Below are 21,809 nucleotides of genomic sequence, written 5' to 3' on the forward strand. Positions count from 1 at the left end.
ACGCCGCACCCGCTTACTGCGCTTGGCGGAGGTCAGGTGGGCACTGGCGGCGACTCTGCTGTTCGCGGGCGGCGGCATCGGGCAGCTGGCCGGAGCGCCCACCTGGCTGTGGTGGGCCCTGTACCTGGCCTGTTACGCCGCAGGCGGATGGGATCCGACGCTGTCCGGGCTGCGGGCGCTCGCGGAACGCCGGCTGGACGTCGACCTGCTGATGGTGGCCGCGGCCATCGGAGCCGCGGCGATCGGGCAGATCACCGACGGCGCCCTGCTGATCGTCATCTTCGCCACGTCAGGAGCGCTGGAGTCGTACGCCACGCAACGGACCGAAGACTCCGTGCGCGGGCTCCTCGACCTGACGCCGGATACGGCGACCGTCATCCGCGGCGATGGGACCGAACAGGTCGTGCCCGCCTCGGACCTGGCGGTCGGGGACGTGATTCTCGTCCGCCCGGGAGAACGTGTCGGCGCGGACGGCCAGGTCCTCGCCGGGGCGAGTGACGTCGACCAGGCCACCATCACCGGAGAGCCGCTCCCCGCACCCAAACAGGTCGGGGACGAGGTGTTCGCCGGCACCGTGAACGGCACGGGAGCCCTCCGCGTGCGGGTCGAACGACCCGCGGGTGACACCGTCCTCGCCCGGATCGTCGCCATGGTTCAAGAAGCCAGTACGACCAAAGCCCGCACTCAACTGTTCATCGAGAAGGTCGAGCAGCGCTACTCGGTCGGCATGGTCGTCGCCACCCTGCTGCTGTTCGCCGTCCCGCCGGCCTTCGGCGCGGACTTCCAGCCGACCCTGTTGCGGGCGATGACCTTCATGATCGTCGCATCGCCCTGTGCGGTCGTCCTGGCGACCATGCCGCCGCTCCTGTCGGCGATCGCCAACGCCGGACGGCACGGCGTCCTCGTCAAATCCGCCGTCGTCCTCGAACAACTTGGCACCAGCACTGTGGTCGCGTTCGACAAGACCGGCACCCTGACCGAGGGCACTCCCCGTGTAACGGAAGTCCGGATCATGCCGGACGTCGTCGGCGGTGAAAGCGAGTTGCTGGCTCTGGCCGCCGCCGCCGAGAACCCGTCAGAGCATCCCCTCGCACGCGCGGTGGTGGCCGCGGCTCACAAGGCCGGTCTTCCTCTGGAGCACGCGGAGGAGTTCTCCGCCCTGCCGGGCCGCGGTGTCCGTGCCCGTGTCGCCGGTCGAGTGGTCGAGGCCGGCAGCCCGGCACATCTGCTCGGCACGGTCGGGCAGGACGACGTCGTCGTCACAGACGTCGCGACTCTGGAAATGGACGGCCAGACCGCGGTGGTCGTACGCGTGGACGGACGTGTCGCCGGTGTCGTCGGTCTGGCCGATCACCTCAGGCCCGGGGCCGCGCAAGCCGTCCAGCAGATCACCACACTCACCGGAACCGGCCCGATCGTGCTGACCGGCGACAACCCACGCGCGGCGCGCCGGATCGCATCCGAACTCGGCATCACCGATGTCCACGCCGGACTGCTCCCCCACGAAAAGGTCGACGCCGTACGCGCGCTGGAAGCCGACGGGCACAAGGTCATGCTGGTCGGAGACGGCATCAACGACGCCCCGGCACTCGCCGCGGCGCACACCGGACTCGCCATGGGACGGGCCGGGTCCGACCTCGCCCTGCAGACAGCCGACGCGGTCATCGTCCGGGACGACCTGGCGACGATTCCCGCCATCATCGCCCTGTCCCGCCGAGCCCGGCGGCTCGTCACCGCGAACCTGATCATCGCAGCGGCGTTCATCACGGTCCTGGTGGCGTGGGACCTGCTGGGAGACCTGCCGCTTCCCCTCGGCGTCGCCGGGCACGAAGGGTCCACCATCATCGTCGGGCTCAACGGGCTACGCCTCCTGCGAGCGGCGGCCTGGCCTACTGCCACGAACGGAAAGGGCGCCTGAGTTCACCACGCATCGACTCCCCGGCCCACGTCCGATCGGAGGACGCGGCGTCCGCCTTCTTATTGCGGCCCACCCGCGAGGCCCTCGCTGCGCGTCGCCCAGGGTCAACGGTAGCGGTCCAGCTCCCACGGATCGTGAGCACTGATGACCGAAACCTCATCGCCGTGGTCGCGAACGAGTTCGCGCAGCCGGGCCTGGGTGCCGAGCCGGAGTTCGTGGTGGACTTCCGAGCTGGTCTGCACGATATCAAGGATGGGGTGCGGATGCGGATCTTGGTCGAGTTCCCGGTGGTAGTAGTAGGCGTCACCGCAGTGCAGGAGCCAGCGATCGCCTTCGCGCACGGCGACTCCGGTATGGCCGGCGGTATGACCGCCGAGCGGGACCAGCCGGATCTCCGCCGGCAGGCCCTTCGGCTGGACGGAGGTGAACCCGAACCACTCCTCGCTCGGCTCGGGGGTGTAGGGAACCCACTTCGGGCCATGTGCCCAGTGGGCCGGGCGGTAGCGGAAGCTGGGCGCCTCGGTGGTCGCTGCTTCGAGTTCGGCGGCAAGGACATGGACCTGGGCATCTGGAAAGTCGGGCAGGCCACCGCAATGGTCGACGTCGAGGTGGGTCACGATGATGTGGCGTACATCGTCGAGTGAGTACCCCAACCGGGCGACCTGGCGAACGGCGGTCTCCTCCTCGGCCAGTACGGGCTGGGCCATCTCGACCCAGTCGGAGCCGAGGGTGTCGCCTGGGTTGCGGACGTCGTCGAGGCCGAGGCCGGTCTCGACGAGGACCAGGCCGTCAGAGTCGGTCTCGACCAGCAGACAGTGATTGACGGCGTGCGCGGGAGACGGGCCGTCGTAGGTGGCCTCGATCTGCCGTACGGACCCGCAGTTGAGGTGATGGATCTTCATGGCGGCTAGTCTGTGACTTGAAGCGCGCTTCAAGTCAAGGGGGACGTGGTGGCCGAATCGCTGCTGGACATCGCCGAAGTGGCCGAGCGTTCCGGGCTGGCGCCTTCGGCGCTGCGGTTCTATGAGAACAGAGGCCTCATCGCCTCGGCGGGTCGCAACGGCCTGCGCCGCACCTACCGGCCCGACGTTCTCGAGCGCCTCGCACTCATCGCCTGCGCCCGCGGCGCCGGGTTCACGATCGCCGAGATCGCCAGGTTCCTCCTGGCCACACCCGACGACACCAAGCTGCGTGCACACATGGCGAAGAAGGCGCGGGAACTGGAGGAAGACATCGCCCGGCTCACTCGGATGCGCGACGGTCTCCACCATGCCTCGATGTGCATGCACGAACCACTCGTAGAGTGCCCCGACTTCAAGCGCACATTCGAAAGCTCCGCGACTCTCACGCCATCCCCTGGCCGCTGAAGCCTGTCCGGCGATCCCCCGTTTAGTAGGAGTCATCCCTCTCGTGAACTTGGGCATCATCGGGCAGGCGACAGGCCTGTTCGCCGTGACGAACGTCGACGACATCCTGATTCTGGCCTTGTTCTTCGCACAGGGGACCGGACGGCATGGCGCGACTGCTCGAATCGTGGCCGGTCAGTATCTCGGCTTCTCGGGCATCCTCGCTGCCGCCGTTGCCGCGGGCTTCGGCGCGGCCTTCCTGCCTGAGGGGATCATCCCCTATCTCGGTCTGCTGCCGCTCGCGCTGGGCCTCAGGGCCGCATGGCAGGCATGGAGGAACCACCGCAGCGACCCTGGCCGAGAGACCGCCGTAGCGACCGAAGGCGGGCCGAAGACATTGGAGGTGGCTGCGGTCACCTTCGCCAACGGCGGCGACAACATCGGCGTCTACGTGCCGGTCTTCGCCACTGCAGGCATCGGTTCCACGACTGTCTACGTCGTGGTCTTCCTGGTTCTGGTCGCCGTCTGGTGCCTGGCCGGCCGATTCTTCGCCACCCGTCCCATCGTCGCCGGAGCCCTCAGCCGATGGGGGCACATCCTGTTGCCCGTCGTCCTGATCGGCATCGGCGTGCTCATCCTCATCGAAGGCGGCGCCTTCGGGCTCTAGTCACGCCGTAGTGCGCTCGCGTGACGGGTCACCCTCGATCTACAGGATCGGCCAGGTAGGCCCCGGCCATGAAAGTGGAATACGCCAGGAAGAGTGCATAACTGACCAATGCACCGTCGACAGCCATCACCGCGATGCGCTTGAGGACGGAACAGCGACCGCTGATGCGGGGCACGATCACGAATGCATCATGAAGCTTCTCGGTGGTGCGCTCGGGAATGATCAGCAGGGCCAGGCCCACGCCGAGAAGTCCGATGATGACCATCGCGAAGTAGACCAAAGTGCCTGCTCCACCACGCATAGCGGTCATCTTCACGCGTGAAGCCATAGGCCGACCAGTCTCCTGACTCAGCTCTGGCGGCTTCTTGATGCCGTTCCTACGGCACCGCGTCCTGCTCGTTCTGTGCCTTCAGTTGGTTGAAGACCTCGGCGTTCGCCGTGTCCTTCCGTGCTTGTGCTCAAGGACGTCTCAGCCTCACCGCGAGGAAGCATGGCGCTTGGTGAAGCTTGTCGTAGGCGGCTTCGTCGATGTCCCGCAGGCCGGCCGTGGGGCGAGGCTCGATCAGTTGCTCCAGCACGAACCCGGCGGTCAGGAGCTCGCCCAAGAACGTCTCCAATGGCATCCGCTGGTAGTGGATCGAGAACTCGCCGGCCGCGACAGACAGGTCGCTCCACTCGTGGCTGAAGTACGAGCCTCCGAAGTGGCGCCAGTCGGCTGTGGGATGGGTGGTCGATAACAGCAGCCATCCCCCTGGCCGCAGGACGCGGCGCAGTTCGCCCAACAGTTGCGCACGGTTCTTGACGTGATGGAGTACTAGGGCGCACACCGCTCCGTCGAACGATGCGTCAGCGGCGAAATCGAGTGGCTCTTCCAGATCATGAAGAAGTAATTCTGCATGCCCGTTAACGCGTTCTCGCGCATGGCGCAGCAGCGTGGCGCTGCCCTCGATTCCGACCACCTGGGCGCCGCGGGCGAAAAGTTCGGCCGCATAGTGTCCTGCTCCACAGCCGACGTCCAGGATTCTGAGCCCGGAGACATCGCCCGCCAGTCGCAACATGGCGGGTCTGTCGGTGTAGGCGTTGTAGGGGCTCGTATCGGCATTCTTGGCGAAGAAGTCGCCGAGTGCGTCGTGGTAAGCGGTCGCCCTGCGCATCGGGCCATCATGGCGTAGCCACAAGTTTCGTCGCCATTGAGTTCTAGCCGAGACGGTGAATGGCCGTCCGGGACATGGTGCGAGCCCCCCTGAACTGCCCGAATACGCTGCCGACCTGCGTTGAGCGTCCACAATCTTCCGTCACTGTCCGGCGTCGTCAGTTGGCGTCATCACGCAGTCGGTCACGCAGCGATCGCCCGCTGCGGCGGTTAACGGCTCGAGGGAACGTGGCTGTTTGCGTATGGTCGGTCGCGTGGCCAGTGATCACGAGCGAGACCAGCTCGCCGCGCAGCTCATGACGTTGCCGGTCAATGAACTCGTCGACGTCCTGCGGCGCGTCCTGCCGCAGTACACCGAAGAGGGGAACGGGCTTCGAACGAGTCTGGTCCTGGCTACTGCGACCGAGTATGAGGACGAACCCGACGGCATCGACGTCACTCTGGTTGCTTGGCCTGATCGCGACTACTACGACGGTGGCCTGGGACCTGACCAAGGTCTGTGGGAGGACGGCGACTGTGGGAAGTGCGGCACGGAGGTGTCTTCGAACGCCAAACGTGCGTTCTGCCCGGTTTGCGGTTCTGGGTGCGGACTGACCTGACCTTGTCCTGATCTCCCGGCCGCTGTCGACCTGCCGCGCCTTTCCGGACTGACGATATGGCAGGTTTCCTGCAGGTTTGAGCCCGCCCCGGGGTGTACCTAGGCACACCCTCGAACGGTAGCCAACCGGCTTCTTGCGGATCGCCCCGCTCCGTAGCGTCGTCGTCATGAAGACGACAGAAACAGGCCACTCCACGACGTCCCCCACCCTGTCGCCTACGAATGCCCAGCCCGCCCCGGGCCTGTACCGCATCGACCCCGGGGCCACGGAGATCAGGTTCCTCACACGGCATGTCTTCGGCCTGCTGCCCGTCACCGGGTCGTTCGCGCTGGATCACGGCGAGTTGCGGATCGCCGAGTCCGCCGCGGACTCCACGATCGACGCGGTCGTGCGCGCGGGCAGCTTCGCCAGCGGCATCGCGGCGCGCGACCACAAGGTCAAGTCGGACGTGTACCTCGACGCCGCCGCCCATCCGGAGATCGTCTACCGCGGGCTGCGCGTCGAGCTGTCGCCGGACGGGGCGCGAGTACACGGCACGCTGACAGTCCGCGGCGTGACCCGTCCGGCCGTCCTGACCCTGACCTCCCTGGTCGTCGAGGACGGCGTGCTGCGGGCACGGGCCGAGACCACTGTCGACCGCTACGCTTTCGGCCTGACCCGGGAGAAGGGCATGACCGGGCGTCACCTCCACCTCTTCCTCACGGTCACCGCCACCGCGGATTGAGGGCACCAGCGCGCCGAGCAGAGCATGGGGTCAGCGGCGCCCCGCTCGGGTCAGGGCGTCCTGGGCCTGGGTGGCCATGGCGGTGACCAGATCCTCCGCCGAGGGCAGGTCGGTGATGAGGTCTACGGCCTCGCCCGCCCAGACCGGCAGCGGGGGCACCGCGCCACGTGCCACGTCGTCCTGGTAGGCCTGACGGGCTTGGGGATCGGCGGCGAGCTCGGCCTCTCGGCCGCGCCAGCGGTCGAGGTAGGGATGGCCGAGGGTGCGGGCGGGGTACTTCGACGGCCACCGGGATCCGCGCGCGATGTCCAGCACCGTGCTGCGCTCGGTGTCCTGCCCCCGCCCCTCGAGGATCGCCTTGGTGATCGAGGGATCGACCAGGGCCTCGGTGGTGGCCTGGAAGCGGGTGCCGATAAGCGCTCCGGCGGCACCCAGCACGAGAGCCGCCGCCACACCGCGTCCATCGGCGATCCCGCCCGCTGCCAGTACCGGCACCGGAGCTACGAGATCCACCACCGCGGGCACGAACGGCAACGTGGACCGCCCGCGCGCGGCTCCGTGCCCACCGCTCTCGGCTCCCTGCGCCACGATCACATCCGCTCCCAGGTCCACCGCCTGCTTGGCCTCCTCCAGATCGGTGACCTGGAGGATCAAGAGAGCCCCGGCCTGGCGGACGTGCTCCGCGTATGGACTCGGATCGCCGAAGGACAACATCACGGCGCTGGGGCGGTAGCTCAGCGCCAACTCCACCGCGGCGAGATCGATCCCCCAGGTCAGGAATCCGACACCCCATGGCCCTTCGGTGCCCGCGACGATCGGCACCTCACGTGCCAGCCACTCCGGGTCCCCGTACGCGCCGCCCAGAATCCCGAACCCGCCACCCCGGGAGACGGCTGCGGCCAGCGCACCCCCGGCCGACCCGCCCATCGGCGCCAGTGCGATCGGGTGCCGCACGCCGAGCATCTCCGTGAACGCCGTCGACAACGCCATGCCCACATCATGCCTCCTCATCCGACGGGCGTGATCACCAAGGCCGTTCCGGCCCGACGACATGGCGGACGGCGGGACGCCAGGCCCCCCGAGGAGGAACCTCAGCCGCGTACCGATGCGAGAGACAGCAGGGCCGTGTCCACGGCGGAGACGAGGCGGCGTGGGTCGGAGTCGGCTTTCACGATCACCTGCAGTCCTTCGAGGAGCATGGTGAGCATGGCGGCGGCGGCGGGAAGGTCGAGTTCGGAGGAGATCTCTCCCTGCCGGGCGGCGGCTCGCAGACCTTGCAGGAAGCCGTCCTCCACAGCGGACAGGACGCCGCGCACGCTGCGGGCGACCTCTTCGTCTCCGGGGAGGCATTCGCCCGCGGTGTTGGCGATCAGGCATCCGCGGGGCTGGTCCTGCTGTACGGCCAGGTCGATCCAACCGATCAGTACGGCCCGGATCCGCGGCAGGACCGGGCCTCCCTCCAGCAGCGTGGGAGCGAAGCCGTCGACCAGGCGTTCGTTGTAGTGGGCGAGTGCGCGCAGGAACAGCGCGTGCTTGTCGCCGAAGACGCGGTAGAGCGTGCCCGGATGTACGCCGAGCGCCTCGGTCAGGTCGGTGATCGACGTCGTCTCGTAGCCCCGCGTCCAGAACAGTTGCATGGCGCGGTCGATGACGTCCTGCTCGTCGAAGGTTCGGGGTCGGGCCACGAGCGAACGATACCTCAATTTGAACGCTCACTCTCAAACCTGCTACCGTCCCATTTGAGAACGCTCACTCCTAAACTCATTTGAGAGCGATCGTTCAACTACTGGCGGCCGGCTGCCGGCATGCCGGGAAGCGATCACTTCGCCGATTCAGCGTCAACTACCTGAGGAGCACGTGCACATGAGCATCGGAATCATCGGCGCCGGCGCCATCGGTTCGGCGATAGCCGAGATCCTGTCCCGGGCGGGCATCGACGTCACCGTTTCCAACAGCCGTGGGCCGGACACGCTCGCCGATCTCGCGAAGCGTCTGGGACCCCACGTCCACGCGGGGACTCGGGAGCAGGCGGCTGAACAGGACATCGTGTTCGTCGCGGTGAACTGGTCGAAACTGCCTCGCGCCATGGCGGGCCTGCCCGACTGGAACGGCCGGATCGTCATCGACACGAACAACTCCATCGAGGCGCCGTTGTTCCAGCCGTTCGAACTGCACGGCAAGACGTCGAGCGAGGTCTTCGCGGGCATGGTCCCCGGCGCCCGTGTCGTGAAGGCCTTCAGCCACCTGAGCCCCGACCTGCTCACCGCCGATCCCGCCGCGCGCGGAGGTCGCCGGGTCCTCTTCCTGTCGGGAGACGACCGTGAGGCGCGGCAGACGGTGCGAGCGCTGATCGACCGCCTCGGCTTCTTCAGCCTGGACCTCGGTCCGCTCGCCGTCGGATCCCGTCTCCTCCAGTTCCCCGGCGGCACGCTTCCCGCACACCACCTGGTGAAGGTCGATTGACGTGCGGCCCGGGCGACCGGCGCCGCGCTGCCCGTCGACGGCGGCTTCCTGCTCGCCTGACCTGCGCGAACGCCGGGCGGCAGCCCAAGAGGTGACAGAAACGGACGGCCTTGGCTTGGTTGGGGCTCGTCCCAACGGCCTGCGCTCGGTGAGTCAGCGCAGGTCAGCGACCACATCGTCGGGTTCACGGCTGTTGCCGACGGAACCCTGCGGCCGTTGCCGCGGACCTCGCGCGAGAACGTAGACGAACAGGACCGCCATGACTGCCGCGCCCGCCCACATGGCCTGCTGCCAGCCGTCGACGAAGGCCTCCTGGGCGGCTCGGGTCAGCGCCTGCGCCTGAGGACCGACCCCGTCGGCGGCCGCGAGGGCGTTGGCGACGCCCTCGCGGGCGGTGACGGCGGTGCCGTCCGGCATTCCGGCGAGCCGCGAGTCGACGGCCCTGCGGTAGCCGGCGGTCAGGACCGCTCCGAGCAGCGCGACACCGAGCGCGGTGCCGAACTCCCGGGTGACGTCGTTGAGCGCGGACGCGACCCCTTGACGCTCACGCGGCAAGGCGGTGGTGATGGCCTCGGTGGAGGGCGTCATCGTCAAGCCCATGCCGAGTCCCATGGAGAGCATGCCGGGGAGGATCGAGAGGTAGCCGCCGTCGACGGAGACGAGGGTGGCCATGATGACCAGCCCCGCGCCGCCCAGGAAGATCCCTGAGGCCATCGTGGAGCGGCTGCCGACGCGCGCGGCCACCCGCGGGGCCAGGCCGGAGGCGAGCATCATCAGCAGCGCCATCGGCATGAGCGCCAGGGTGGAGCGAAGGCCGGACCAGCCGAGCACGGCCTGGAAGTACGGAAAGAGGACGACGAAGATCCCCGCCTGCACGCCGAAGACCGTCAAGAGCGACACGGAACCGCTCGCGAGACCTCGCTCGCGGAACAGGCGGACGTCGAGGAGTGGAGCCTGCCGGCGCAGCTCCCAGGCCACGAATCCGGCAGCGGCGATGACACCGACGATGAGGCTCAGTAGCGTCGCGGGCGCGGTCCAGCCCCGTTCGGGGCCCTCGTGGAGAAAGAAGACGAGCCCGACCACCGCGACCACGGACGACAGCGAACCGACGGCGTCGAACCCGCGCCCTGACGCCTCGCGCGAGTTCGGGATGGATCGCAGCGCCATGACGATGGCGACGACGACGAGCACGACCGGCAGGACGAAGAGCCACCGCCAGCTCGCCAGGTCGACCAGGACGGCCGACAGGTACATCCCCAGGATGCCTCCGCCGCCGGCGATGCCGGTCCACGCGCCGATAGCCTTGGAGCGCTCCTCGTCCGGGAAGGTCGAGGTGATGACGGCGAGGGTGACCGGCATGATCATCGCTGCGCCCACGCCGCTCAGGAAACGCGCGGCGAGCATGATCTCGGACGACGTGGCGAGGCCGGCCGCCGCACTCGCCGTTCCGAAGACGAGCAGGCCTGCGAGCAGCACCGGCCTGCGGCCCCACCGGTCGCCCATCGCGCCGAGCGGCAGGAGCAACGCGGCCAGACTGATGGTGTAGATGTTGATGAACCACAGGACCTCGGTTTGCGAGGCGTCGAACGCGACGGTGAGCTGCGACTGGGCGACGTTCAACCCGGACACCGACGCGATGACCGCCATGAGCGCGACGCAGACCCCGGCCAAGATCGCACGTCGTCGTCGGGGGTCTTGGATGGTTTCACCGGGGGCTCCCGCGTCCGAGGACCGGTTCGTACTCATGAGGTTCCTTTCGAAGAAGGCAGGGGGAATCGGCGCCGGAGCAGCAGGCCCCGGCGCTGTTCGGATGGTGTGATTACCGGCGTCGGGTGGCGCGCACGACGACATCGTGGAGGGGGACCGCTCGGCCCCCGTCGCCGGTGAGCGTGCGGAGATGCTCTTCGGCGGTGACGATGTCCCACTCCATGCCGTCCATGCGCGCGGTGATGGCCGCGGAGGTGGCCGACGCTTCGGCAGGAGGGTGGTGCCCGTGGCCGGTAGAGCCCGGGGTGTGCAGGTGCCCCACGATGAGCAGCGTGCCGCCGGGAGCCACCCAGCCGCCGATGCGGTCGTAGAACTCCAGTTGGGGCATCGCCGGATGGGCGTAGTGGGTCATGACCAGGTCGAACCGCACACCCGGGCTCCAGGCGCTCAGATCCGCCTCGACCCACTGCACACGCTCGGAGGCCTCGCTCGTGGCCGCGCGCTCGGCAGCGTGGGCGAGGGCCTCGGACGAGATGTCTGCTGCGGTGACGTGCCAGCCGTGGGAGGCGAGCCAGATCGCCTCGGCGCCGCCGCCGCACCCCGCGTCCAGTGCCGTGCCCGGTGTCAGGTCGCCGGTCTCACGAGCGAGGTACGGGTTCGGCGGATTGCCGCCCATGGATCCGGGACCCCCGGCTCGCCAGTGCCGCTCCCAGTAGTCCTTGTCGAATCCGTGCGTCATCGATCGTCCTCCTCGAGTCGCGATGATCTCTCCGCCGTAGCCGGTGACTCGTGCGGTCACGTGCCGAGAGCTCCGCCGGGCTCACCCGCGCCGGCAGATCGTGCACCCCTCTGCGGGTGCGTTCCTCGGTTCGTTCTTCATGGTGCTGACAGAGAACGCGGATGCGCAAACGTTGTTGCCGAATGGCAAAATGGAGGGGTGGACGAAGCCATTGACCGCACTCTCGACGCCGTCGGACCGAGGTTGAAACGCCTTCGGCTGCATCGAGACGTCACGCTCGCCGACCTCGCGGAGGAGACCGGCATCTCCACCAGCACCTTGTCCCGGCTCGAGGCGGGCCTGCGACGTCCCACGCTCGAGCAGTTGCTTCCGCTGGCTCGCGCCTACGGGGTCACACTCGACGAGCTCGTCGACGCGCCGCCGACCGGCGACCCCCGCATCAATCTGCGTCCCATCCCCTGCGGCGACGGCTCGGTCATCCTGCCGTTGACCCGTAGGCCCGGAGGAATCCAGGCCTACAAGTTCGTCCTCCCGACCGGAAGCGACGACGCCGAACCCGACCTGCGCACCCACGAGGGCTACGACTGGGTCTATGTCCTCAACGGAACGCTCCGCCTTGTGCTCGGGGAACACGACCTCATCCTCAGGCCCGGGGAGGCCGCGGAATTCGACACGCGCACCCCGCACTGGTTCGGGGCCACCGGGGCCGGCCCCGTCGAGTACCTGAGTCTCATCGGGAAACAAGGCGAACGGGCACACGTCCGCGCGGCACCGAGACAGGGCCCGGCCGAGTAAGTAGCGCCGACCCCGAGATCCGCGCCGCCCGACACCGCCGCGGCAGTGCCGGACGCCGTGGGCAGGCCTGATCAGATCCCCGCTCGACTGGACCGGCGACACCACCGCCCTGGTGCTGCCCGCCCACTTCAGCGGCCGATCAGCCCTGGAGATCGCGCGTCACGCCGAGCCCTACGCCGTCAAGCAATGGGCCCTTTCAGCCGGTACTGACCGCTCCCCCTCCGGCGCCTCGTCATTCCGCCGCTCTTCCGCGCCTCGGGCAGTCTCACGCCCGGCCTGGGCGGCGGCGGGGTGCGGAGCGGCGGCGCGTGGTCCGCGGGACGAAGGGCAGGAGGAGCGAGGACGGCCGGGCCCGATCCGACACGAGCGTGGTCGTGCCGCCGAACCGGTCCTCCGGACGATCATGCGGATCGGTGTGCAGGAACATCCCGTGCCCCTTCATCGGCACGCCGTACGTGGCGGGCCAGGGGCCGTCACCGGGGAACTCGAAGTCCCGGCCCCGCACCGTGCAGGCGAGCCGGTGGCCGGCCGGGATGACCACGGAGGTGGGCCAGATCTCGACGTCGAGCTGGACGACCTCGCCCGGCGTCAGCGGATCGGCGTGGTCGTGCGGGTGCCAAGGCCGATGGGGCAGGCTGCGTTCTGGATCGACGGCGCGGTGTGACGCGCGCAGCCACCCGGCGGCCACGACACCCGCCGGGTCAAGCCCGCTGACGAACGTCACGTCCGTGCCGGCCGGGTCGAGGACGCGCAGGGTGAGGAAGATGTCCGCGTCGGCGGTCGTGGAGGACACGAACAGGCGGGCGGCGGCGGGCCCGGTGATCTCGACCTCCTCCGCGAACGGCTCGGTGGTGAAGGTGACGCCGTCGCCCAGCGCCGCGAAGTCCAGGCGCCCGCCGTCGGCCGGGGCCCGCTCTGCCAGGGCGAGACCGTCCGGGTGCAGGTGAAGCGTCGTCCACGTGGTGTCGGGCAGGGGCCAGGCCTGCTCGGACCGCAGTTCGAACGAGCCGTCGACATGGCGGGCGTTGAGCTGCACCGGCGGTTGACGGTCCCAGCCTGTGTCCGCGCCTTTGAGGAAGTGCCCGAAGAACCGTTTCTGCAGGCCGACGCCGTAGTCGGTGTAGAACTCGGCGAAGTGCTCGAGTCCGTGGACCTCCAGCCACTTCTGCTCCGAGCTCACCCGGGAGTAGGCCTCGAAGTTGCCGCGGGTGTGCAGGGCGTGGGCCCAGTTCGCCGCGGACAGCACCGGCACGGTGATCTGCTCGAGCGCCGCGGAGCGCTGTCGGTAGTACGTGTCGTCGAAGGGGTGTGCGCGGAGTTGCGCGGGCGGGTCGCCGCGCAGCGCGACCAGGTCCTCCGCCGGAACCGTCTCGGGCCCGGCGACCGGCTCGCCGGTGTTGGGGTTGCGGGCCCCGCGCTCACCGACGCCGTGCTGGACGGCGCCGACCTGCACCGGATACCAGACAGAGGTGAAGATGTTCAGGATGCCGCCGTGGTGGGTGAACTCCCGGTAGTGGTCGGCCGCCCCTTCCCACGGGCAGATGGCGGCGAGGTGGGGCGGTCGCAGCGCGGCGACCTGCCACTGGTTCATGGCGTAGTACGAGATGCCCAGCAGGCCGACCTTCCCGTTGCTCCACGGCTGGACGCCGGCCCATTCGACGCAGGTGTAGTAGTCGTGCGTCTCCTGCACGGAGAAGATGTCCAGATATCCCGGGGAGCGTCCGGAGCCACGTGAGTCGACCCGGATGCAGACGTAGCCGTCAGGCACCCATTTCTCCGGGTCGACGGTCTCCCAGTTCTGGTACTTGTTCGAGGACCCGGCCACCGCGTCGGGGTACTTCGTGGACAGGGGTTTCCACATGCCCGCGTAGCCCTGCTGGAAGGCGAGGCCCTTCGCGTACGGCCCATGGGTCATGATGACCGGGTAGCGGCCCTCGGCGACCGGGCGGAACACGTCGGCCCGCAGCACGGTGCCGTCCGGCATCGGGATCGGCACGTCCCACTCCACGCGCATGCCGTCGCGGATTTCCGAGATGTGTCGGTGCATCGCGTCTTCCCTTCTGCGTCGCCGGGCGCCGGGCTACGGACGCCATGCGCGCGGTGTCGATGCGCCGGGTGCCTCTCGGATCATCACGCTGTGGAGTCCCCGCACGGCGCCACTACCTGTGGCAACGAGCCTGGCCCACCCGTCGATGCCGGCTCTGCCGGACCTGATGGAGATGTGTTCCATCTCCGATGGAGATATTCGGCGGACGCCCCGGCAACGAGGCTGATCATCGGCGCCGACGACGAGGCCCCTGCGGCGGCACGGCGCCACGGGCGATGCCGGAGCCTCACGCCATGACCATCTCTGTCGGAGATGGAATGCATCTCTTCCAGGCGCGGCAGAGCTGACATGGGTGAGCGGCTCCAGCTGGTTGCCGCCGGTAGTGGCGCTGTGGAGGTCGTCATCATCCGGAGCCGCCCGGCTCCGGCCCCGCGCGGCAGAGACGGCCCACGATGACGCAGGAACCCACGACGGGAGAATCCCATGAACGAAACCCCAGCTCACACCGCCGGCACGGTCCGGATCCTCGGCCATGAGGTCGACGTGACCCGGGCCACCCCCGATGTGGTCCGCTTCTTCGAGTCCTACTTCGAGGCGAAGTCGGGCGACGACGTCGACGCCCTGATGGCGCACTTCTCGCGAGAATCGGTCACCTACGGCGACGCCACGGTCGGCTGGGTCTTCCGCGACTGGAAGGTTCTGTACGACCAGTTCGCCGACCTGCTGGACAGCTGGCCCGAGGCGGCCGTCGCGTATCCGACCCGGATCATCGGCGACTTCACCAGCGCCGTGGTCTTCTTCGTCGACTCGCCGGAGATGTTCGGCCGTGAGGTCCGCGCCGTGGGCACCGTGGACTTCCAAGGCGGCAGGGCCGTGCGCTGGGTCGACCACTGGGACGGGCGCTCGCTCACCGTGGCGGGCGTCGAGAAGTTGCGCGTCCCAGTCGACCGGTTCCCCGCCGACTTCGGGGAGCAGGCGGTCGGCGAGACGGCGGCACCGGCCCTCCTGCCGGCCGTCCAGAAGCTCGCCGCCGCGCTGACCGCAGGAGACGCGGCGCAGGTCGCCTCCCTCTTCGACACCGACGTGATCCTCGAGGACACCGCGCTGCACACCCTCGTGACGGGGCAGCTCGCGGTCCAGTCCTTCCTCAGCCGCACCCTGCCGGAACTTCCCTACGGACAAGGGGTCTCCGTACGGCATGTCGTGGGCGGTGCCCTGGGCGGTGCCTTCGAGTGGAGCAGCCGTTCGGCGGTGCCGCTGGGGACCACCGCACTCGAACTCGGCCACAACGGCCTGATCACCCGGGTGACGTCGACCTGGGACGGCTCGTTGTGGCGGGAAGAGGCGATCACCGAGGCCCAGCTCGCCACGCTCCCGGGCTGACGCACGGTCCACGCCGACCCACCACATGCGGGACGGGGTCGCCTTGTTACCTTGGCGTTCGTGGACCGTCTGGAAACGCGCGAGGTGGAGTACTTCGTCACTCTTGCCGAGGAACTGCACTTCGGGCGGGCGGCCGAGAGGCTCGGGATCGCGCAGCCACCCCTGTCGCGGGCCATCGGACGGCTTGAACGGCGGCTCGGTGTGCGGTTGTTCGAGCGGACCAGCCGCCGGGTGGAGCTGACCGCCGCGGGCGGCGTCTTCCTGGCCGAGAGCCGCCGGGTGCTCGACGCGATGGACTCCGCCGTACGGCGGACCCAGCGGGCCGCGCAGCGGCAACGCCTGGTCGTCGCCACCAGGCCGGGGACCGGGCCCGGGCTGATGGCGAGGACGGTCCGGGCGTACGAGCGGCTGGCCGGGGCGGTGCCGGTCGAGCTCGTCTTCACCAATGACCAGGTGGGCGCGCTCCACAGCGGCGCGGCGGACATCGGCCTGATGTGCGGTCGCGGTGACCTGGACGGGATGGCGAGCGTCGAAGTGGCCCAAGAGTCCGCGGTCGCGCTGCTGCCGCCCGAGCACCGCCTGGCCGGGCGATCCGCGGTGACGTTCGCCGAGTTGGCCGGGGAGGACACCTACCGTGAGCTGTGCCCGGCCGACACCCTGGACCAGATCGTCGAGCTGGTCTCCCTCGGCCAGTTGATCGTGGTGGCCGGTGCGAGCGTCGTCCAGCGCATCGGCACCACGGTCGTGGCGGTGCCCGTCACGGACATCCCGGCCACCCGGCTGGTGCTGGCCTGGCCGGGTGGCACCCGGAACGCGGCGCGCGCACTCTTCGTCCGTACGGCGAAGGCCGCCGCGGCCGATGACGGCAGCCTGGACCGGGCGTCCTAGACGAGCCCGAAGCCGAGCTGGGTCGCTCCCCCGTCGGCCGCCAGCTCGACTCCCGTGATGTAGCTGCTCTCCGGAGAGGCGAGGAAGAGCGCGGCCGCGGCCTGCTCCTCGGGGCGGGCCAGCCGGCGCAGCGGGATCGCCGCCGAGTGCTCCACCCGCCACTGGTCGCGTGCCGCCGCGTCCAGGCCGGACGCCTCCAGGGCGGAGTCCACCGCGGGCGTGAGCGTGCCGCCGGGTGCGAGCGCGTTGACGCGGATGTTGCGCCCGCTGAGCTCGTTGGCCCACGAGCGGGCGAAAGATCGGACGGCGGCCTTGGACGCGGAGTAGACGCTCAGGCCCGTCTGGCCGCTGGTGGAGGCCATCGAGGTGACCAGGACGATCGATCCGCCATCGTTGAGCAGCGGCAGCGCCTTCTGCACCGTGTACAGGGTGCCTTTCACGTTGATGTCGAGGATCTTGTCGATGTGCTCCTCGGTGACATCGGCAAGCCCGGCGAACTCTCCGAAGCCGACGTTGGCGACCACGGCGTCGATCCGGTGGCCGTGCTCGGACACCGTGGCGTACAGGCGATCCACCTCTTCCGGCCGGGTGACGTCGCCCCGTACGCCGACCGCGCCGTGACCGATCTTCGCGACCGCGGCGTCCAAATCCTGCTGTCTGCGGCCGGTGATGTAGACGAGCGCGCCCTCCTCGGCGAACCGTTGGGCCGTGGCGAGCCCGATCCCCGCGCTGCCGCCGGTGACGACGGCGACCTTGCCGGCAAGCTTTCCCATGTGAAACTCCTGGTGGTGATGCCAAAGCGAACAGGTCGAGTCCACCACCGGGATCGCCGGGGACCAATGAGCACTCAGGTATCGGGCGATGCGGTCGGAGGTATGGATCGCGACCCGCCAGCGCCCGGGCCGCCAACCCGGATGAGCGCCGGCGGTTGAGGAAACTGGTGTTTCGTCACGCCGTAGCGCGGCGCGCAGCCGTTTGACCGGCCGTCAGCGCGATGACCAGACCGACGATGGCGAGGCATGCGCCGACCAGGGCGCAGGACGTCCATCCCCATCCCGAGGCGATCGCCACGCCCCCCAGCCAGACCCCTCCGGCGTTGGCGAGGTTGAAGGCCGAGTGGTTGGAGGCCGCGGCGAGTGTGGGCGCGTCGGAGGCGAAACGGATGACCATGGTTTGAAGCGGCGCGGTCATGAGGAAGCCGACGGCGCCGAGCAGGACGACCATGACCATGGCCACCCATGTGATGTGGGCGGTGAAGGCGAAGGCGATCAGGACCGCGGCGAGGCCGCCGAGACCGGCGTACGCGGTGGGGAGGGCCGCGCGGTCGGTCAGCGGTCCGGCCGCCGCCACACCGATGGTCATGCCGACGCCGCACAGGGCGAGCACCCACACGACCGAGGACTCCTCCAGTCCCATCACGTGCGTGGCGATCGAGGCGAGGTAGGCGTAGGTCGCGAACACTCCGGCGAAGCCGAAGACCGCGGTGGCCAGCACCAGCAGGACCCGCCGGTCGCGGAAGGCCCGCAGCTCACGGCCCAGACTCTGTTGCGGCCGCGCGGGTTCGTACGGCACGAGCGCCGCGAGGGCCGAGACGGCGACGACGCCGATGCCGGTGACCACCAGGAAGGTGGCGCGCCAGCCGACGTCCTGCCCGAGCAGGGTGGCTGCGGGGACGCCGACGATGTTGGCGAAGGTCAACCCGAGCAGGACGGTGGCCACTGCCCGCCCCTCGCGGCCCTCGCGTGCGAGACTGGCGGCCACGACTGATCCGGCGCCGAAGAACGCGCCGTGCGGCAGGCCCGCGATGACGCGCCCGGCCACCAGCCAGCCGAAGTCCGGCGCGAGCGCGGAGAGCAGGTTCCCCGCGACGAAGACGCCCATCACCACGATCAACAGGTGTTTGCGGGACATGCGCACGCCGACCACCGCGAGCAGCGGGGCGCCGACGACTACGCCGATCGCGTACGCGGAGACGAGGTTGCCCGCGGTGAGCACCGAGGTGTGCAGGTCCGCCGCGACGTCGGGCAGCAGGCCCATGATGACGAACTCGGTGGTGCCGATCCCGAAGGCGCTGATCGCGAGCGCGAGAAGTGCCAGGGGCATGGGGAGCCTTTCGACGAGCAGGGTTGTGCGGAGACGGGGGCCGCGGTCATGACGGGGTCTGTCACGTGCCCGTGCCCGTTGGAGGCCCGGGCCGGCCGCGTGGCGTGTGTCGTCTGGTCAGCCCATGCCGAGGTGTCCGCCGTCGACTTCGAGGACCACTCCGGTGATGTAGCTGGCGCGTTCTGAGGCGAGGAACACGACCGCTTCAGCGACCTCCTTCGGCTCGGCGACGCGCCCCATGGCGGTGGTCTCCGCGATCGTCTTGAGCTTGGTGGGGTCCATGTCATCGGTTCCCGGCGTGCGCGTGGGGCCGGGCGCCACGGCGTTGACGCGCACGCCCCTGCGCGCGTATTCGGTGGCCCAGACCTCGGTCAACTGCTCCAGGGCGGCCTTGGACGCGGAGTACATGCCGGTCCCCTTGGTGACCACCGAGGCGGCCAGGGTGCTGATGTTGACGATGGACCCGTGACCGCGCTGGGCCATGCCGGGAGCGAGTTCGCGCACCAACAGATAGGGGGCCTTGGTGTTGAGGTCCATGTGCAGGTCGAACAGCTCGTCCGTCATCTCCGACGTGGGCAGGAACTTGTAGACGCCCGCGTTGTTGATCAAAATGTCGACCTCGCCCGCCTCTTCGGCCAGGCGAAGCACGTCGCCGGTGTCGGCGAGGTCGGCCTGGACGAAGCGTGCCGACCCGCCGTCGGCCTCGATCGCGGCGACGACCTCTTTTCCACGGCGGGCATCGCGACCGTGGACGACGACCTCGGCGCCCTCGTGTGCCAGCTGGACGGCCACGGCGCGGCCGATGCCCGCTGTGGCGCCCGTGACGAGGGCGGTGAGCCCGGACAGTTCCATGTCTTTCTCCCATCGAGGTGAGTCCATTAATCGATGCAGGATCCTTCATCGATTGACGGATCTGAACCATTGATGGAAGCATCAGACCATCGTCGTTGGAATGTCAATTCCAGTCGTTGACCTGCTCGGATGCCCCTGCCTCCGGAGCATTGCCGCCAAGGCTCACGCGTGGCGCACGTCGGCGCGTCAGGCGCTGAAACTGCGGATGTAGGCGAGGACGGCGTCCAATGCCGAGGCGAGATGCTCGGGATCGCGGTGGATCTGCGTCAGCAGGACGCCGCCCTGCAGCGCCGCGAGCAGCGCCGCCGCCAGCCGGTCCGGGTCGGCGTCCGGGCGGAGTTCGCCCCGCTCGCGCATGGTGTGCAGGCCGGAGCGGATCGGCTCCAGCCACCGCGTGAAGGCCGCCGCCAGGTACTCCCTGGCCTCAGGGCTGGACTCGACCAGCTCACTGGCCAGCGCGCCCAGCTCGCAGCCCCCTGCGCAGCCGTGCTGGATCTGCAGGGCGACCCGCTGGTCGCGCCAGCTCTGCAGGGCGGCGAAGCCGTCCAGGTGATCCAGGTAGGGCTGCTGGCGCTCGAGGGTGGCGTCGGTCTGGTACGTGATGACAGCGCGGACGAGGCCCCGTTTGTCGCCGAAGTAGTGGTAGACCTGCGAGGCGCTGACGCCCGCGGTCTCCATGACGTCCTCCATGGTGGTGCGCGCGGCGCCGTGCTCGGCCATCAAGTCGGCGGCGACCTGGAGGATGCGGTCCTTCGTGGCCCGTCCCTGCGCGGTCAGGCGGGGTGCCGGCGCCGGCTTCCGGGCGATCTGGGCCATGGAGCTCAGGCTACGCCCCGTGCTCCGGAGCACCTCCGCCGTGCGGAGGCGCCCGTCACGCATGCCTTCATAATTGAAGGACCCTGCATCCGTACAGCGTAGGGTGACCGGCAGGAAGCCATGCGAGGCAGTGAGGAAGCGGCCATGACAGAGACCTCCGCCACCCGGACGCCGCGCTCGGCGCAGCCCGCCCGACGGCGGGAGACGGTACAGAGCGGCCCGCCGGAAACGCTCGGCTTCCACCTCAAGCGCGCCGAGCAGGCGCTGATCGCCCGCAAGGCCGGTGCGGTGCGCGCCCTCGACCTGACCGAGCCTCAGTGCAAGGTCCTCGGCTACCTCGCCGACGGCTCCGCCAAGTCCTGCACCCAGCTCTCGCGGGAGGCGCTCGTCACCTCCCAGACCATGACCGGCATCGTCAAGAACCTCGAGAGCAAGGGCCTGGTCGAGCGCCACGCCTCCCCCGACCACAGCCGCGTGATGCTGGTCTCCCTCACCGACGCCGGCGCCGAGCGCGCCGCCGCCGCCTCAGACCTGTCGCGAAGAGTCGAAACCAGGCTGCGCCAGGCGATGACCGACGAGGACTACACCCGACTCATCCGGCTGCTCGGCCGCGTCGCCGAGGTCACGTCCGATCTCGCCCTCGACGACTGACGCCTCATCCTCCCCGGCCGGCCGTACGTCCGTGACATGGCGCTGCCGTGATGATGAGTTCGGACCCACGGGCGAGGGGGGCGACGAGGACAGCGCAGGGCGACAAAACGTGAACCACCGAGATGACCTTCAAGGGCCGTCTCGATGGTTCTCACAGCCCTGATCCTCCAGCGCGGCCCAGCCGTACCAGCCCTCGACTGCCGCGGTCGCGCTGCAGGTCAGACCTGCGCGACTCCACCGTCGACGAACAGTTCAGTGCCCGCGACGAAGCTGGAGTCCGACGAGGCGAGAAACAGTACGGCCCGGGCGATCTCATCAGGAGTGCCGTAGCGTCCCAACGGCACCATCGAGGCGATGAGGTCCTTCGTCGCCTCAGGGAGGTCCTCGACCCCCGGGGTGTCGATCGGTCCGGGGCTGATCACGTTCACGCGGATGTCACGATCCTTCAGTTCCGCGGTCCACGTGCGCGCAAATGATCGCAGCGCGGCCTTGCTCGCCAAGTAGACCGTGCTGCCCGGCACGCCCTTGCTGGCGCCCGCGCTGCTGTTGAGCACGATCGACGCGCCATCGGACAGCAGTGGCAGCAACTTCTGCACGGTGAACAGGGTGCCGCGCACGTTGATATCGAAGACGTGGTCGAACGACTCCTCGGTGACCGCGTTCAGCGGTTCGTTCAGCAGGCCGTTGCCTGCGCTGGCGAACAGGATGTCGACCCGGCCCCTCTCTTCGCGGATGGTCCCTGCGAGGCGGTCGAGATCGGCGAGGTCGCCCGAGTCGGCCTGCACTCCGGTGACGTTGGGACCGAGTTGTGCGACAGCGGCGTCCAACTTGTCCTTCCGGCGTCCGGTGATGAAGACATGGGCGCCTTCGGCGACGAACGCCCTGGCAGTGGCCAGGGCCATGCCGGAAGTCGCGCCGGTGATGACGGCGACCTTTCCTTCGAGCTTGGACACGATGG

The 21,809-nt window shown here is 69.1% G+C and carries 23 protein-coding genes; 10 read left to right on the forward strand and 13 right to left on the reverse strand.

Annotation, left to right across the window (positions count from 1 at the left end; translation table 11 throughout):
- The first annotated feature begins 22 nt into the window (after window positions 1-22).
- Window positions 23-1,918 carry a heavy metal translocating P-type ATPase gene (locus tag Pph01_RS04360; RefSeq protein WP_308441870.1) on the forward strand — a complete coding sequence of 632 codons (1,896 nt, stop codon included), beginning with the start codon at window positions 23-25 and terminating at the stop codon, window positions 1,916-1,918.
- Between the two features lie 104 nt (window positions 1,919-2,022).
- On the opposite strand, the gene Pph01_RS04365 is transcribed toward Pph01_RS04360, so the two are convergent.
- Window positions 2,023-2,820: an MBL fold metallo-hydrolase gene (locus tag Pph01_RS04365; protein WP_204071602.1), complete on the reverse strand. Its 798-nt coding sequence runs from the start codon at window positions 2,818-2,820 to the stop codon at window positions 2,023-2,025.
- A gap of 48 nt (window positions 2,821-2,868) precedes the next feature.
- Here Pph01_RS04365 and Pph01_RS04370 point away from each other — a divergent pair, with 48 nt between their 5' ends.
- Window positions 2,869-3,285 carry a MerR family transcriptional regulator gene (locus Pph01_RS04370; RefSeq protein WP_204071603.1) on the forward strand — a complete coding sequence of 139 codons (417 nt, stop codon included), beginning with the start codon at window positions 2,869-2,871 and terminating at the stop codon, window positions 3,283-3,285.
- A 43-nt stretch (window positions 3,286-3,328) separates the two neighbouring features.
- Window positions 3,329-3,931 (forward strand): cadmium resistance transporter, encoded by a 603-nt coding sequence (locus Pph01_RS04375; protein ID WP_204071604.1) that lies wholly within the window; start codon window positions 3,329-3,331, stop codon window positions 3,929-3,931.
- Between the two features lie 28 nt (window positions 3,932-3,959).
- Here the strand turns inward: Pph01_RS04375 and Pph01_RS04380 are convergent, their stop codons facing one another.
- Window positions 3,960-4,247: a hypothetical protein gene (locus Pph01_RS04380; RefSeq protein ID WP_204071605.1), complete on the reverse strand. Its 288-nt coding sequence runs from the start codon at window positions 4,245-4,247 to the stop codon at window positions 3,960-3,962.
- A 142-nt stretch (window positions 4,248-4,389) separates the two neighbouring features.
- Window positions 4,390-5,085: a class I SAM-dependent methyltransferase gene (locus Pph01_RS04385; protein ID WP_204071606.1), complete on the reverse strand. Its 696-nt coding sequence runs from the start codon at window positions 5,083-5,085 to the stop codon at window positions 4,390-4,392.
- A gap of 253 nt (window positions 5,086-5,338) precedes the next feature.
- Here Pph01_RS04385 and Pph01_RS04390 point away from each other — a divergent pair, with 253 nt between their 5' ends.
- Together Pph01_RS04390 and Pph01_RS04395 are read left to right on the forward strand one after the other, a co-directional pair.
- A complete protein-coding gene (locus tag Pph01_RS04390) occupies window positions 5,339-5,683 on the forward strand; it encodes a zinc ribbon domain-containing protein (protein WP_204071607.1) in 345 nt (114 codons plus the stop codon).
- 166 nt (window positions 5,684-5,849) lie between these two features.
- Window positions 5,850-6,407 (forward strand): YceI family protein, encoded by a 558-nt coding sequence (locus tag Pph01_RS04395; protein ID WP_204071608.1) that lies wholly within the window; start codon window positions 5,850-5,852, stop codon window positions 6,405-6,407.
- 30 nt (window positions 6,408-6,437) lie between these two features.
- Here the strand turns inward: Pph01_RS04395 and Pph01_RS04400 are convergent, their stop codons facing one another.
- Both Pph01_RS04400 and Pph01_RS04405 read right to left on the reverse strand, forming a co-directional pair.
- Entirely contained in the window at window positions 6,438-7,397 is a 960-nt protein-coding gene (locus tag Pph01_RS04400; protein ID WP_204071609.1) for an NAD(P)H-dependent flavin oxidoreductase, read from the reverse strand.
- A gap of 101 nt (window positions 7,398-7,498) precedes the next feature.
- Window positions 7,499-8,092 carry a TetR/AcrR family transcriptional regulator gene (locus tag Pph01_RS04405; protein ID WP_204071610.1) on the reverse strand — a complete coding sequence of 198 codons (594 nt, stop codon included), beginning with the start codon at window positions 8,090-8,092 and terminating at the stop codon, window positions 7,499-7,501.
- 172 nt (window positions 8,093-8,264) lie between these two features.
- On the opposite strand from Pph01_RS04405, the gene Pph01_RS04410 reads away from it, so the two are divergent.
- A complete protein-coding gene (locus Pph01_RS04410) occupies window positions 8,265-8,870 on the forward strand; it encodes an NADPH-dependent F420 reductase (protein WP_275412793.1) in 606 nt (201 codons plus the stop codon).
- A gap of 153 nt (window positions 8,871-9,023) precedes the next feature.
- On the opposite strand, the gene Pph01_RS04415 is transcribed toward Pph01_RS04410, so the two are convergent.
- Complete coding sequence (locus tag Pph01_RS04415) at window positions 9,024-10,541, reverse strand: MFS transporter (protein WP_204071612.1); 1,518 nt, start codon at window positions 10,539-10,541, stop codon at window positions 9,024-9,026.
- A 148-nt stretch (window positions 10,542-10,689) separates the two neighbouring features.
- On the reverse strand, window positions 10,690-11,316 hold the full coding sequence (locus tag Pph01_RS04420) for a class I SAM-dependent methyltransferase (protein WP_204071613.1): 627 nt from the start codon (window positions 11,314-11,316) through the stop codon (window positions 10,690-10,692).
- A gap of 198 nt (window positions 11,317-11,514) precedes the next feature.
- On the opposite strand from Pph01_RS04420, the gene Pph01_RS04425 reads away from it, so the two are divergent.
- On the forward strand, window positions 11,515-12,111 hold the full coding sequence (locus tag Pph01_RS04425; RefSeq protein WP_204071614.1) for a helix-turn-helix domain-containing protein: 597 nt from the start codon (window positions 11,515-11,517) through the stop codon (window positions 12,109-12,111).
- A 265-nt stretch (window positions 12,112-12,376) separates the two neighbouring features.
- Here Pph01_RS04425 and Pph01_RS04430 read toward each other — a convergent pair whose 3' ends face one another.
- Window positions 12,377-14,158 carry a CocE/NonD family hydrolase gene (locus tag Pph01_RS04430; RefSeq protein WP_204071615.1) on the reverse strand — a complete coding sequence of 594 codons (1,782 nt, stop codon included), beginning with the start codon at window positions 14,156-14,158 and terminating at the stop codon, window positions 12,377-12,379.
- Window positions 14,159-14,641: 483 nt separating this feature from the next.
- On the opposite strand from Pph01_RS04430, the gene Pph01_RS04435 reads away from it, so the two are divergent.
- Window positions 14,642-15,541: a hypothetical protein gene (locus tag Pph01_RS04435; protein ID WP_204071616.1), complete on the forward strand. Its 900-nt coding sequence runs from the start codon at window positions 14,642-14,644 to the stop codon at window positions 15,539-15,541.
- 60 nt (window positions 15,542-15,601) lie between these two features.
- Entirely contained in the window at window positions 15,602-16,429 is an 828-nt protein-coding gene (locus Pph01_RS04440; protein WP_204071617.1) for a LysR family transcriptional regulator, read from the forward strand.
- Here Pph01_RS04440 and Pph01_RS04445 read toward each other — a convergent pair.
- From Pph01_RS04445 to Pph01_RS04460, 4 genes are all read right to left on the reverse strand, one after another.
- On the reverse strand, window positions 16,426-17,202 hold the full coding sequence (locus Pph01_RS04445) for an SDR family NAD(P)-dependent oxidoreductase (RefSeq protein WP_204071618.1): 777 nt from the start codon (window positions 17,200-17,202) through the stop codon (window positions 16,426-16,428). The two genes, Pph01_RS04440 and Pph01_RS04445, sit on opposite strands and share 4 nt — an antisense overlap.
- A gap of 175 nt (window positions 17,203-17,377) precedes the next feature.
- On the reverse strand, window positions 17,378-18,532 hold the full coding sequence (locus Pph01_RS04450) for an MFS transporter (protein WP_204071619.1): 1,155 nt from the start codon (window positions 18,530-18,532) through the stop codon (window positions 17,378-17,380).
- A gap of 117 nt (window positions 18,533-18,649) precedes the next feature.
- Entirely contained in the window at window positions 18,650-19,384 is a 735-nt protein-coding gene (locus Pph01_RS04455) for an SDR family NAD(P)-dependent oxidoreductase (RefSeq protein WP_204071620.1), read from the reverse strand.
- A 186-nt stretch (window positions 19,385-19,570) separates the two neighbouring features.
- Window positions 19,571-20,200 (reverse strand): TetR/AcrR family transcriptional regulator, encoded by a 630-nt coding sequence (locus Pph01_RS04460; protein WP_204071621.1) that lies wholly within the window; start codon window positions 20,198-20,200, stop codon window positions 19,571-19,573.
- A 144-nt stretch (window positions 20,201-20,344) separates the two neighbouring features.
- Here Pph01_RS04460 and Pph01_RS04465 point away from each other — a divergent pair, with 144 nt between their 5' ends.
- Entirely contained in the window at window positions 20,345-20,851 is a 507-nt protein-coding gene (locus Pph01_RS04465; RefSeq protein ID WP_204071622.1) for a MarR family winged helix-turn-helix transcriptional regulator, read from the forward strand.
- A 218-nt stretch (window positions 20,852-21,069) separates the two neighbouring features.
- Here Pph01_RS04465 and Pph01_RS04470 read toward each other — a convergent pair whose 3' ends face one another.
- The gene (locus tag Pph01_RS04470; protein ID WP_204071623.1) at window positions 21,070-21,804 is read right to left on the reverse strand and encodes an SDR family oxidoreductase; all 735 of its coding nucleotides are present in this window, start codon (window positions 21,802-21,804) and stop codon (window positions 21,070-21,072) included.
- Window positions 21,805-21,809: the final 5 nt, after the last annotated feature.

It is taken from the genome of Planotetraspora phitsanulokensis, from assembly GCF_016863295.1.
In the GTDB taxonomy this organism is placed as follows: domain Bacteria; phylum Actinomycetota; class Actinomycetes; order Streptosporangiales; family Streptosporangiaceae; genus Planotetraspora; species Planotetraspora phitsanulokensis.